The 11904-nt window shown below is 66.9% G+C and carries 14 protein-coding genes; all 14 read right to left on the bottom strand.

All coding sequences use genetic code 11. The annotated features are described in order from the left end of the window. Nucleotides 1-795: hydrogenase formation protein HypD (gene hypD / locus AC2VOU_RS18850; RefSeq protein ID WP_486958734.1), on the bottom strand; the 795-nt coding region annotated here is incomplete at its 3' end. 69 nt (nt 796-864) lie between these two features. Further along, nucleotides 865-1137 (bottom strand): HypC/HybG/HupF family hydrogenase formation chaperone, encoded by a 273-nt coding sequence (locus tag AC2VOU_RS18845; protein WP_486958733.1) that lies wholly within the window; start codon nt 1135-1137, stop codon nt 865-867. Between the two features lie 96 nt (nt 1138-1233). Beyond that, nucleotides 1234-2346, bottom strand: coding sequence for a hydrogenase expression/formation protein HypE (gene hypE, locus AC2VOU_RS18840; protein WP_486958735.1), 1113 nt, complete (start codon nt 2344-2346; stop codon nt 1234-1236). A 47-nt stretch (nt 2347-2393) separates the two neighbouring features. Next, entirely contained in the window at nt 2394-3059 is a 666-nt protein-coding gene (locus AC2VOU_RS18835) for a D-sedoheptulose-7-phosphate isomerase (protein ID WP_486958732.1), read from the bottom strand. Then, nucleotides 3056-3778 (bottom strand): HypC/HybG/HupF family hydrogenase formation chaperone, encoded by a 723-nt coding sequence (locus AC2VOU_RS18830; RefSeq protein ID WP_486958731.1) that lies wholly within the window; start codon nt 3776-3778, stop codon nt 3056-3058. Before AC2VOU_RS18830 ends, AC2VOU_RS18835 begins: the two co-directional genes overlap by 4 nt. Then, nucleotides 3775-6132 (bottom strand): carbamoyltransferase HypF, encoded by a 2358-nt coding sequence (gene hypF / locus AC2VOU_RS18825; protein WP_486958730.1) that lies wholly within the window; start codon nt 6130-6132, stop codon nt 3775-3777. The genes AC2VOU_RS18830 and hypF overlap by 4 nt, the downstream gene beginning before the upstream one ends. Then, complete coding sequence (locus AC2VOU_RS18820; protein ID WP_486958729.1) at nt 6125-6370, bottom strand: HypC/HybG/HupF family hydrogenase formation chaperone; 246 nt, start codon at nt 6368-6370, stop codon at nt 6125-6127. Before AC2VOU_RS18820 ends, hypF begins: the two co-directional genes overlap by 8 nt. A 3-nt stretch (nt 6371-6373) precedes the next feature. Continuing rightward, nucleotides 6374-6868, bottom strand: coding sequence for a hydrogenase maturation protease (locus AC2VOU_RS18815; protein WP_486958728.1), 495 nt, complete (start codon nt 6866-6868; stop codon nt 6374-6376). A 23-nt stretch (nt 6869-6891) separates the two neighbouring features. Then, nucleotides 6892-7011 carry a DUF6893 family small protein gene (locus AC2VOU_RS18810; RefSeq protein WP_486958727.1) on the bottom strand — a complete coding sequence of 40 codons (120 nt, stop codon included), beginning with the start codon at nt 7009-7011 and terminating at the stop codon, nt 6892-6894. Further along, the gene (locus AC2VOU_RS18805) at nt 6999-8342 is read right to left on the bottom strand and encodes a hypothetical protein (RefSeq protein WP_486958726.1); all 1344 of its coding nucleotides are present in this window, start codon (nt 8340-8342) and stop codon (nt 6999-7001) included. Before AC2VOU_RS18805 ends, AC2VOU_RS18810 begins: the two co-directional genes overlap by 13 nt. Then, entirely contained in the window at nt 8339-9001 is a 663-nt protein-coding gene (locus AC2VOU_RS18800) for a DUF6084 family protein (RefSeq protein ID WP_486958725.1), read from the bottom strand. The genes AC2VOU_RS18805 and AC2VOU_RS18800 overlap by 4 nt, the downstream gene beginning before the upstream one ends. Then, nucleotides 8998-9624: a DUF5947 family protein gene (locus AC2VOU_RS18795; RefSeq protein WP_486958724.1), complete on the bottom strand. Its 627-nt coding sequence runs from the start codon at nt 9622-9624 to the stop codon at nt 8998-9000. The genes AC2VOU_RS18800 and AC2VOU_RS18795 overlap by 4 nt, the downstream gene beginning before the upstream one ends. A 49-nt stretch (nt 9625-9673) precedes the next feature. Continuing rightward, nucleotides 9674-10615: a NifU family protein gene (locus tag AC2VOU_RS18790; protein ID WP_486958723.1), complete on the bottom strand. Its 942-nt coding sequence runs from the start codon at nt 10613-10615 to the stop codon at nt 9674-9676. Nucleotides 10616-10618: 3 nt separating this feature from the next. Continuing rightward, a partial coding sequence (locus AC2VOU_RS18785) for a nickel-dependent hydrogenase large subunit (RefSeq protein WP_486958722.1) occupies nt 10619-11904 on the bottom strand: 1286 nt, incomplete at its 5' end.

Genomic DNA, 11904 nt, shown 5'->3' with positions numbered 1-11904 from the left:
CAAGGCCAACGCGGCCGGGTTGCCGTTTTCGGGGACGACGCGCTTGTACTGGTTCTCCACCTCGCAGCGGCCCTCACGGATCTGGCGCAGCAGCATGGTGACCGCAGCCAGAATATCCAGTGGCTCGAATCCGGCCACCACCAACGGCTTTGCGTACACGTCGGGCACGAACCGGTACGGCCGGTTACCCACGACCGTCGAGACATGTCCGGGGCCGATGAAGCCGGACAGCCGCAGATCCGGCGACTCCAGGATGGCCTTGATCGGCGGCACGATGGTGACGTGGTTGCAGAACACGCTGAAATTTCGCAGGCCGAGGTCGCGGGCGCGAACCAGCGTCACCGCGGTCGAGGGGGCCGTGGTCTCGAAGCCGATGGCGAAGAACACCACGTGTTTCTCGGGGTTGTCGACAGCGATTTTCAGCGCGTCCAACGGGGAGTAGACGAACCGGACGTCGGCGCCGCGTGCCTTGGCGTCCAGCAGGCTGCCGGCCGACCCGGGCACCCGCATCATGTCGCCGAAACAGGTGAAGATCACGTCGGGTTGGCCGGCCAGCCACATCGCGTCGTCGATACGGCCCATCGGGATGACGCACACCGGGCACCCCGGGCCGTGCACCAGTTCGACGTTGTCGGGAAGCAGGTGCTCGATGCCGTGCCGGTAAATGGTGTGCGTGTGCCCGCCGCACACCTCCATGAACTTGAAGTGGTCAGGGCCGCTACCCGCCAGGTGCCCGATGGCAGCCAGCAGCTTGCGTGCCGCCGCCGGATCGCGGAATTCGTCAACGAATTTCATGGCTTTCCCCTTAGGTTTGATGTGCCCGACTCCTCCGGGGGCCGTTACCGGCCCGCATCGTCGCCGGGCTTACACAATCGCCGACGAGTCGAAGGCTTCGATTTCGGTGGTATAGGCCTCGCCGAGCTTCTTGACAGCGGCCAGTGTCAGCAACGCCTCGGTCTCGCCGATCTTGGCCATCGCGAACCCGACGTGGACCAGCACCCAGTCGTCGGGCTCGGGCATGTCGCCCTCCAGCAACCGCACGCTGATCGTGCGCTGCACACCGCTGACGTCAACCTTCGCCAAATAGTTTGCCGGATCGGTGATCTCAACGATCCGTCCCGGAATCCCAAGACACATGTGCGGTCTCCTCCTTTCGTTGGGTTGACTCTGCGCCCAGTGCGCAAAAGTGCGAGAAGGGTGCGCCATCAGCGCAGAGTCAACGCCTCCTCTTCGTCAGCAGATCCGCGGCAGCGGGTCGCCAACCAGCATGTCGACGATCCGGGTGCCACCGAACCCGGTGCGCAACACCACGCTTTCGGCCGGTTCGGCGACGATTTCGCCGACCTCGGCAGCGTCGGCGCCCAGCGGATGTGACCGCAGCGCCGCCAGCCCGGCGTCGGCCTCCTCGGGTGCGACGACCGCGACGAATTTACCCTCGTTGGCGACGTAGAGCGGATCGATGCCGAGCAGCTCGCACGCGCCATTCACCATGGGTGCCAAGGGCAGCCGGTCCTCTTCCAAGAGCACCCCGAGTCCGCAGGCCTGGGCCAATTCGTTGCAGACGGTCCCGACCCCGCCCCGGGTGGCGTCCCGCAGCCAGCGGGTGGCCGGCGCGGCCGCCATCAGCAGTTCCACCAGCGGACTGAGCGACGCGGTGTCGGAACGGATGTCGGCCTCGATGGCCAGATCACCCCGGGCCAGCATCACCGCCATGCCGTGATCGCCCATCGAGCCCGACAAGAGCACCTTGTCCCCGGCGCGTACCGAGGCGGGCGAAAGTGTGCGCCCCGAAGGGACGATGCCGACCCCGGTGGTGGTGACGAACATGCCGTCGGCGGCACCCCTGGGCACCACCTTGGTGTCCCCGGTGACGATCTGCACGCCCGCGTCGGCGGCGGCAACCGCCATGTCGGCGACGATCTCCTTCAACTCGGCGATCGGAAAACCCTCCTCCAGCACGAACGCCGCCGAGATCCAACACGGCACCGCGCCGGACATCGCGACGTCGTTGCAGGTGCCGTGCACAGCGAGCTCGCCGATGGAGCCACCGGGAAAACGCCTGGGCTGCACAACGAATGAATCGGTGGACATCGCCAGGCGCTCACCGCCGGGCAGCGTGATCACCGCGCCGTCGCCGAGTGACTCCAGCAATGGATTGCGGAAGGCCTCCATGAATACCGCGTCGACGAGCGCGGCGGAAGCCTTTCCGCCCGCGCCGTGCGCCAAGTTCACGTGGTCGTCGAGCAAGCGGGGCCGGCGCCTGCGAAACACTTCGATCCGCTCGATCACCTCGCCTTCGGCGAACCCCGGCCCCGACGACAGGTAGTTCCCTGCTGCTGTGTTTATTCGCCGCTCCTCCCCATCGCTTCGCTCTGTATCGTCGCCGGCGCTGTTCATGCGGCCCCCACACCTTGCTCGTCGGACCGTTGCTGGGTGGCCGACCACAGTTGATAGCCCAGCAGCGCTTGGGATTCCTGAATTCGGTGCACACTTTGCGAGCGAACGATGAAGCAGGCGTCCACGTTTGGGTTGTCCGCGAAAGCGCCGCCGTCGGATCCGGCGAAACCGACCGTGTACAGGCCGCGCCGGCGCGCCTCGGCCAGCGCGGTGAGCAGGTTGGGCGAATTACCGCTGGTGGACATCGCGATCACGATGTCACCGTTCTTCGCGCGGGCGATCAACTGGCGGGCGAATACCAGCTCGAACCCGACGTCGTTACCCAGCGCGGTCAGTATCGCCGGGTCGGCGGTCAACGACCACGCGGGTAGCGGCTTTCCGGCGGGCGGGCGGGAGAACAACGCGGCCAACGTGGTGGAATCGGTGCAGCTGCCGCCGTTTCCGAAGGTGAACATCCGTCCGCCGGCTGCGAAGCGGCGTGCCATCTGGGTAGCAGCCTGATCCAGTAGATCGGCGTTGTCCTCCAGGGTGGTGCGCCGCAGCGCCACACTCTCGGCGGCCTTTGCCTGCGCTGACGCGGCAAGATCGGCAAGCAGCGATTGCGGGTCGTCCTCCTGTGCATCGATGAACGGATACAGGAAATTGGTAGGTTCTTCGCTCATGAATCTGCCTCCTCCTCGTCGAGGCGGCTGATCGCGGTTCCCGCGTGCACCAGAACCAGCTCACCCGCGTCGACGGGGTCGATCAGCGCCGTCGCCACGCTCTCGACACCGTGGGCCGTGCGCACCGCGGCCATCCCCCCGGTCGACGGCGCCACCACCTCACCCAGGCGTCCCTCGTCACTGCACGTGACGCAAACCTCCTCAGCAGATGCGGGTTTGAGCAATCCCGAGTGCTCAAAACACACGTGGGTCAGCTCCCACAGCAGGTGATAGAACAGTACGAAGCCGCCCGTCGCGGGAACACGAGGGTCGGGGTCGTCGAGCCACAGCACGTGATTGGCCGCGCCCGCCGTGGGTCGGTCACCGCTGCCGATCCAGATCGTGGTGGCGCCCCAGGCCGGGCTACGGCGCATCACCGAACGCAGCTCGAGGTCAGCGGCGGGGCCAACCCCGATCACGATGTCGCCGGGCCGAACCGACACCCGCACCAGGTCGATCAGGTTCGGTCCGGTCAGGGCAACGGCCGGCAGTGCCCGCGTTCCCATGATCACCGGATGCACGAACTCGACCGCGATGTGCAGTGCATGCGGCTCCCACGTCGGTGCGATGGACCACATCGTCGCACCCGCCGCGAACCGCTTGGCCAGTGTGAAGGCGGCCGCGGCCAGATCGGCGGCCAGCTCGGCGCCGAGCCCGCGATCGATGGTAGTGGTGGTCATCGCAACCGGCCTTCTTCCAGCGCGATCAACACCGAAATCGCGGCCTGACCCAGCGCCAGACCGCCGTCGTTGGGCGGCACCACGTGATGGGTCAGCACGTCGAATCCTGCCTGCTGCAAGCGTTGTCGGCATCCTTGCAGCAGCAACACATTCTGGAACACGCCGCCGGTAAGGCCCACTAACCCCACCGGTCCGGCAACCATCTTCACCACCTCGACGACGGCGTCGGCCACCGCGCGGTGGAACCCTGCGGCCAGTGCCGCCGGCTGCCCGCCCGCTCGCAGCGCCGACACCATCGCCCGCAACATGCCGGCGGGGTCGATCACCCCGTCGGCACGGACCGCCAGTCGCAGCTCGAGTCCTGCGGTCTCGCCGACGGAATCGGCGAGCGCCTCGAGTTCGATGGCGGCCTGGCCTTCATAGTCGATCCGCTGCCGCACTCCTAGCAGGGAGGCGACCGCGTCGAACAGCCGCCCCATGCTGGAACATGGCACACACCCGGTGCCGGATTCCAATTGTGAACGGGTGAGCCGTAGTTCGGCCGGCGTCGCCGCGCTCACCGGGGGTAAGTCCGGGGTCCAGTCGATACCGGCCTTCCACAGCTGGGACAGTGCCATCCGCCATGGATTGCGCACGGCCGCATCACCGCCCGGCAGTGGCACCGGCAACAGGTGGCCGACACGAGCGAATCGGTGACTGTCCGGCCCGAGCTTGAGAATCTCGCCGCCCCAGATGGCGTGGTCGCAGCCGTAGCCGGTGCCGTCAAACGAAACACCGATCACGGGTTCACCAAGACGTCCGTGCTCGGCCAGCAGCGACACCACGTGCGCGTGGTGGTGCTGAATCAGATCCAGTGGTCGAACGCCGGCACGGCGCTCGGCCCAATTTCGGGTGTGATATCCGGGATGCAGGTCGGCGGCCAATCGCACCGGCTGGTGCCGGATTTCACTGAGTTGGCCCACCGCGCGTTCGAATGCCCGCAGGGTTTCCCATGTCTCCATGTCGCCGATGTGCCCGGACAGATAGGCGCGTGCCCCGTCGGTGAGGCAGAAGGTGTTCTTCAGTTCGCCACCGACCGCCAGCACCGGCGGGCCGTCGAGGCCGAGGTCGATGGGCAGCGGCGCGTAGCCGCGGGATCGCCGGATCGGGAGTTCACGATCGTCGACAACGCGTACCACTGAGTCATCGCACGGCACGTGGATCGGGCGGTCGTGGTCGAGCACCGCGTCGCACAAGGGGGCGGACGGCCGCAAAAGCCTCTGTGCCGCATCGTCGTCGGTAAAGCAGATGGGATCATCGGAGCGGTTGGCGCTGGTCAGCACCAGGGCATCGGGGGCCAGCGCTTGGACACCAGGGGCGCCCGGGACCGGTGCGAGTAGCAGGTGATGGATCGGCGAGTACGGCAGCATCAGCCCAAGCAGTGGGCTGCCCGGCGCGACGGCCTCGGCGAGCGGGACGTCGCGACGACGCCGCAACAGCACGATCGGCCGCGCGGGACCGCAGAGCACTGCGGCTTCGGCGTCGTCGATGTGTGCATAGCGACGTGCGACGGCTAAATCTCGCACGAGGACGGCGAACGGCTTGGCGCCCCGCGCTTTACGGCCCCGCAGCGCAACCACCGCCGCCTCGTCGTCGACCCGGCAAGCCAGGTGATAGCCGCCGACGCCCTTGATCGCGACCACTGCACCCGCGGCCAGTGCCTGCTGGGTGGCGTCCAGCGCGGCATCGGATCCGGCGACCCGCTCGGTGTGCGCGGAGAACCACAACGACGGGCCGCAGTCCGGGCAGGCGATCGGCTGCGCGTGGAAGCGGCGGTCGGTCGGGTCGTGGTACTCGACGGCGCAGCGCTCGCACATCGCGAATGCCGACATGGTGGTGGCCGGGCGGTCGTAGGGCAGGGCCCGAATAATGGTGAACCGCGGACCGCAGTTGGTGCACGTTACGAAGGGGTGCCGGTAGCGACGATCGCTCGGGTCGAACAGCTCGGCGATGCAGTCGTCGCAGACGGCGACATCGGGTGGGATCGGGGTGGTGGCACCGGCGGCCGGCTGGCTTTCCACGATGCGAAACCCGCTGTCGCAGCGCCCGTCAGCGTCGACGTCGACGACGTGGACGGCACTGATCACTGCTAATGGAGGCATTTCGGTGCTCAGCCGGCGACGGAATTCCGCAATGCGGGCGCCGGATCCCTGCACTTCCAGGAAGACCGCGCCTGAATCGTTGCCGACAAATCCGGTCAGCCCAAGCTCGGAGGCGATCCGGTGGACGAACGGACGGAACCCCACTCCCTGAACGACACCGGTCACGGTGAACCGCTGCCGGATGCCATCGATGTGCACCAGCGTCTCAGTCATCGTCGCGGCCCCGGCCCATCAGCTCCAGACCGGTCATCGCCTGCTCGGCGCCGGCCCGGTCGGTCTTCTCGACGACGAACCCCATGTGAATGATCACCCAGTCGCCGGGTGCAAACGTCTCCTCCGGCAACATGCCGACATTGACGTTGCGTTGTTTTCCGGCGACGTCGACCAGTGCCAGTTGCCCCTCGTAACCATCCAGCATGCTGACCACTTGGCCCGGTAGGCCCAGACACATCGGTCAGCCCCGCCTTTGCGCCGACGTCGCCGGCGATCGAGTCTGCAGGCCCGCGACGACTTCCGCGACGGCGTCGACGGCCCGTGGCACCGCCTCCGTGACGGCCTCGGTGAGACCGATACCGTCGTCGACGCTGCCCACTTCGCAGCCGATGACGACCGTGTAGGGCGGTTGGCCGCCGAGCGCCGTCAGGCTGGCGAACACTGCGGCGGGATCCATGCTGTGGGTGTCCAAAGCGCCGGTGGCCGCGTGTGATTCGTGGTCGGCTTCGAAGACGTGCAGAGCCCCCGGGCTACCGCGATTGGGTACCGCGTCGACGAGCACCAGCGCATCCCAGCCGTCCAGCAGGTCATAGGCCAAGTGCATGCACCCGATGCCGTAGTCGACGGCCCGCACGCCCGAATCGTCCTGCCGGACTTGGACATGCCGGACTACCTCGGGGCCGAACCCGTCATCGCCGAGGAAGATGTTGCCGATACCGGCCACCAGGATGCGCACTGGACTCGGACCGCCCGGTGACCCTACATATGCCGGATCTTGAGGTATCGCCGGGCATCGGGGAGGGATATCAGCCCTACCGTGATTCCGGCCAGAACGACCAACCCTAGGATGCCGACGAACACCCATCCTACGATCTCCATATCGAATTCCCTTCTGTAGTGCTGGTTTCGAGCGGCTCGACTTCATCGGGGGAGAAGTACAGGTAGCGGCCGTACCACTCGTGCAGGTCGGCCGCCGGATCGTCCTCGACGACGACGCCGACGTGCTGGTTACCGTCGACGTCTTCGTGCACGGTGGTGACGCGCGCCGTCTTGCCGGCGAAGAACAGGTCTTGTGCGTCGGCTCGACGCCCCGGATGCAGCAGTACCCGACTGCCCCGCGCCACCCGGACGCCGTTCACCAGCACCGCGTCGAGGTCGGGCGCTACGGCGTTGTCGGCCAGCGGATCCCACCAATCGATGCCGTCGGGCACCTCCGGAATCAGGCCCGCGGGCTTCCCCGGGTCGCGGAGGGCGCCGTGCAGGCGTGCCATGGCTTCGGGCGACATCGAGTCACAGCGGTCGATGATCTGCGCGGCCAGCGGATCGGTGGCCCGGGCCTGCGCCTTCTCCTGGTCGGTCATCGTCATCACCCGCAACGTCAGGATCTCGTCGATCTCGGTGCAGTCGTAGAGCGCGGTCTCGCTCTGTTCGGCGACCTCGGGGTGGTCGTAGAGGATGATCGGTGAGATCAGCAGCAGATCCCCGACGCCGGGCGGGCCGGCCAGCACCGGGAAGCAGCGGTGCTGGCTGCAACGGGACACCGCGTCGGCGGCGGTCAACGGCGGCTCGAGGAGCGAGACGAATGCGCCCCCGACGACTTCGGCGATGACGTGGGTGCCGATCAAGGATCGCGCGATCGCTTCGGCCTTGTCGGCGGCAGGTTTACCGACGTTGGTGATGCTCACCGATACCCGTTGCAGCGCGCCGTCTGGCTCGATTCCTATCGTCACGCGGGCGTTGAGTTCTCGCCGTTCCCTTACCAGCCAACCGTTCTCGACCGGTTCAATGCTGGTTGACCCCGCGGCGGTCAGCGGCAACATCCAGGGCTGAGCCGAATCGTCGAGTGCGAAAGGGCCAAAGGATTCCTCGTGTTCGACCGCTTCGTCCCACGTCAGCCACGAACCGGACGATGTGATCAGTTCGTCGACGGGCTCGAAACGGCCGCCACCGGCGTCGCGCTCGGCGCGGCGGTGCTGCAGTTGCAGGAAGCGCACCACCAGCGTGATTGATTGCGCTCCGTCGACGAGGAACTGCGCGGTGATGGTGTCATCCTCGCCGACCCCGGCGTCGGAGGAGCCCGCGGGGCCCAAAACACCCCACTGCCAACGTGATCGGTTCCTGCTTGACGTCGCGCGGTACGGGTAGAGCAGGTAACCCTCGTACAGCACGGCGTCGGCGACGGCACGGGCCCGGTCCCAATCCGCGGTCATCGCGTCACCTGGTGCGCCGCGCCCAGCAGCGCGGTGACCGCGTCCTCGATACTCATCAGGCCGCGCGCCGACTTGTAGGCGGCCAATGCGGCCACCGCGTCGTGAGACAGCCGCACCCACCCGGTGTTCGGGTAGTGCAGCCGGATGAGTTCGCGCCACACCGCTACCGGCATGTCGTAGTGGTCCTCGCAGCCCCACGACACTTGCTGGACAGAGAAGCCGCGCTGACCCGGCGTGAATACCGTTCCGCTGAAAAGGAATTGCAGTGGAACGGCGCCGTCGCGCAGCGCGTGCAGGTACTTGGCTGCCGCGACCTCGAAATCGTAGGTGCACTCCAGGGGCAGCGTGATCTCGCTGGTGCCCAGGAACGCCGGCACCATCGCCGTGCAATGCTGCCACAGGAAGGTGTGTTGGGTGGTGGCCCAGCGTTCGCGTGGCCCGAACAAATCCGTCAGCCCCGCTGCTTCGTCGTCGGAGTAGCCGCGTCGCAATGGTTCGATGCGGACTTGGCAGCGCAGCGCGATCGCGTGCACGGGCTCGTCGTCGGGTGCCGAAACGCGCACGCGCGCAGTCAAGGTCGGCACAGCCGCGTAGGGCTCGGGTATCACGTCCAGGACGGTGAACGCCAGCCCGCTGGTCTGGGTGGTGGGGCTGGTCATCGGGGTTGCTCCGCGCTGCGGGCGGCCAGCTGGGCGAAGAACGCGTCGATGAATGTGCGCGCCTCTTGCCCGCCGTCGAAGCCGCGCCACAACATCCGCAGCCCGCCGACGAACTCGTAGCAGGCATCGATCGGTACCAGATAGCAGTCGGGCTCTTCGTCGTCGCGGACTCGTACCAGCAGTGCCTCGACGTCGTCGGCGAGCAGGGCCACCCTCGGGTCAGCCGCGTTGATCGCGGTCCACGCCTCGAGGTCGAGATCGGACTCGGTTGCCCCCGCCGGTCCCGGATAGAACGCGACAGTGCGATCCAGCGCGGAATTGCGAAAGAAGAACGCCAGGCCGACCGGGATCTGCAGCAGTTCCCAGGTGCGGCGATCGAGCGCGAAGTCGGGAAAAGACAGGTAACGGTCGGGCACCGAGCGGTAGCGCAGCTGCGCGTGGCTGTCGGTGAACAGCAGATAGCAGCCACGGCAAACGCACATCAGTTGCCGCCCAGCCACATTCACCACGTGCTGATGCTCGTCGGCAATGCTCTCCGAGCACATTTCGCAGCGCTCGCCGACTGGCTGCGGTGCCCGCCGGTTGTTGGTGATTCGACTCAGCACGTCGTAGGCGCTACTCATTGGCGGCGCTTCTCCTCACCGCTGCGCTCCGCATCGTCGCCACCGCAGGTCATGCCGGCGCGCCCATCGGCTCGGCCGATACCGCGATGGACAGCACGCCGTCACGCAGTAGCAGTGGGATGGGATCGAGGTGTCGCGCCGGGCCACCGGCCAGCTCGTCGAGCCCTGCCCCGGCGTGTACGACGTCGAAATGCGCGCGGCAGCGCGGACATCGCAGCACCGGATCGCCACCCGCGGCTCGTCGGTGCAGCGCCGCGCCGGCCAGCGATCCGTCGCAGGCGGGGCAGTGGTCACGATAGGCATACAGCTGGTCGCCCACCCGGCAGGCCAGCACCACGGCGCCGGCCACTGAAAAGCCGCCGACCTCGCCGGGGACCAGATCGGCCACCGCCGGCAGCGGATGCCACGCCGTCGAGGCGCCGCCGTTCGCATGGGCCCTGGAATGGACTTGGGCCAACAGTGATTCCGCCGGAATCACCGTCGCCGACTCGGCTGCCGAGGCTTCGGGTGCCACCACGTCAATCGACGAAACCTCCGGTGCAGCAGCGCGAATCGCGTCCTCGACGGCCAGCTCCAGCGTCACCGCCGACGACGGACAACTCTTGCAGCTACCGGCGAACGCAAGCTGCACGGCGTCGCCGACGATGTCGAGCAGATGCACATCGCCGCCGTGTGAGCCCAGGTACGGTCGGACCCGGTCGAGTGCGTCGGCAACCCGGCGACGCAGGTCGTGCGGATGCAGGCCGTGCACGAGCAGCAGGCTGGCGACCAGGTCGTCGGTGGCCAGCCGCTCTATCGCCGGCTCGTCGATCAGTGCGACGATCCGAGCCAAACCCGCACCGTAGAGATCGACGACCTCGCGAACCAAGTGCTCGGCGCGCTCACGCGCCACCGTCCCGCCGGCCGACGTCGCATCCAAGAGCGTCTGGATCCGATCGCCCGCCGAGCGCCACAGCGCGTCCCCCTCCAACGCCTCGGGGCGATCAGCCATCTATCACTCCCCGGTCGCCGCTTGCGTCGGTGAGTGCAGCCGCTGCAGCGTCTTGCCCTTGCCCAGGTACATGTGCACACCACAAGGCAGGCAGGGGTCGAAGCTGCGCACCGTGCGCATGATGTCAATGCCCTTGAAATGCTCCCGGTCGTTCTCCTCGAAGATCGGTTGTCCTTGCACCGCATCCTCGTAGGGGCCTGGTGTGCCAAAGCTGTCGCGCGGGTTGGCATTCCACGGGGTCGGGGGGTACGGGTGGTAGTTGGCGATCTTGCCGTCGCGAATAACCATGTGGTGGCTCAGAACTCCGCGCACCGCCTCGGTGAAGCCGCAGCCGATGCCGTCTTTGGGCACGTCGAAGCGCTCCCAGGTCTTGGTGCGACCGGCCCGAATTTCGGCGAGTGCTTTCTCGGCGAAGTGCAACGCGCACGCGGCCGCATAGGCCTGGAAATAGGTCCGCGCCCGGTCGCGCTCGATGGTGTTGGACCCGTGCTGGGGGATTTTCCACTCGAACTCGACCGGCCCCTTGAGCGCAGTCTTGGGCAGGTTGATCTGCACCGAATGGCCAGTGGATTTGACGTAGCCGATGTCCACCAGGCCGGCCAGCGCGGTCGACCACAGCCGGGCGAGCGGGCCGCCGCCGGTGTCCAGAGCCAGGTGATCCTTGCCGTCGAACCAGCGCGGCGACATCACCCAGCTGTACTTGCCGCCGTCCATGTCCCGTTTCTGCGGATGCGGGTTGGTGTGCTGGTTCCACGGATGGCGCCGATCCACCGGATTACCCAACGGATCGGTCTTGACGAACATCTCCTGTTCATTCCAGTCGTCGTAATACGAACTGCCCAAAAGGATCCGGATGCCGAGATTGATGTCGACCAGCGAGTGCGTGACCAGCTTGCCGTCGACGACGACACCGGGCGTGACGAACATCGCGTTGCCCCAGCGCTCCATGTCCTTGTAGTCGAAGTTGCACACGTCGGGATCCTGGAACGAGCCCCAGCAGCCGAGCAGCGTGCGCCGCAGGCCCACCTGCTCGTAACCCGGCAGCGCCTCGTAGAAGAAGTCGAACAGGTCGTCGTGCATCGGCACGACCTTCTTCATGAACTCCACATAACGCATCAGCCGGCTCATGTAGTCGGTCATCAACTGAATGGTCGCCACGGTGCCGACCCCGCCGGGATACAGCGTGGACGGGTGCACGTGGCGACCCTCCATCAGGCAGAACATCTCCCGGGTGTACCGGCTGACTTGCAGCGCCTCGCGGTAGAACTCGCCGCTGAACGGGTTGAGCG

The sequence above is a fragment of the Mycobacterium sp. TH-M25 genome (assembly GCF_057473665.1).
This window is presented reverse-complemented; position numbering and strand designations above follow the sequence as displayed.

Coding starts and splice junctions, on each gene's coding strand:
- AC2VOU_RS18845 (WP_486958733.1), bottom strand. CDS start 1,137: ATGTGTCTTGGGATTCCGGGACGGATCGTTGAGATCACCGATCCGGCA.
- AC2VOU_RS18835 (WP_486958732.1), bottom strand. CDS start 3,059: ATGAGCGAAGAACCTACCAATTTCCTGTATCCGTTCATCGATGCACAG.
- AC2VOU_RS18830 (WP_486958731.1), bottom strand. CDS start 3,778: ATGACCACCACTACCATCGATCGCGGGCTCGGCGCCGAGCTGGCCGCC.
- hypF (WP_486958730.1), bottom strand. CDS start 6,132: ATGACTGAGACGCTGGTGCACATCGATGGCATCCGGCAGCGGTTCACC.
- AC2VOU_RS18820 (WP_486958729.1), bottom strand. CDS start 6,370: ATGTGTCTGGGCCTACCGGGCCAAGTGGTCAGCATGCTGGATGGTTAC.
- AC2VOU_RS18810 (WP_486958727.1), bottom strand. CDS start 7,011: ATGGAGATCGTAGGATGGGTGTTCGTCGGCATCCTAGGGTTGGTCGTT.
- AC2VOU_RS18805 (WP_486958726.1), bottom strand. CDS start 8,342: ATGACCGCGGATTGGGACCGGGCCCGTGCCGTCGCCGACGCCGTGCTG.
- AC2VOU_RS18800 (WP_486958725.1), bottom strand. CDS start 9,001: ATGACCAGCCCCACCACCCAGACCAGCGGGCTGGCGTTCACCGTCCTG.
- AC2VOU_RS18795 (WP_486958724.1), bottom strand. CDS start 9,624: ATGAGTAGCGCCTACGACGTGCTGAGTCGAATCACCAACAACCGGCGG.
- AC2VOU_RS18790 (WP_486958723.1), bottom strand. CDS start 10,615: ATGGCTGATCGCCCCGAGGCGTTGGAGGGGGACGCGCTGTGGCGCTCG.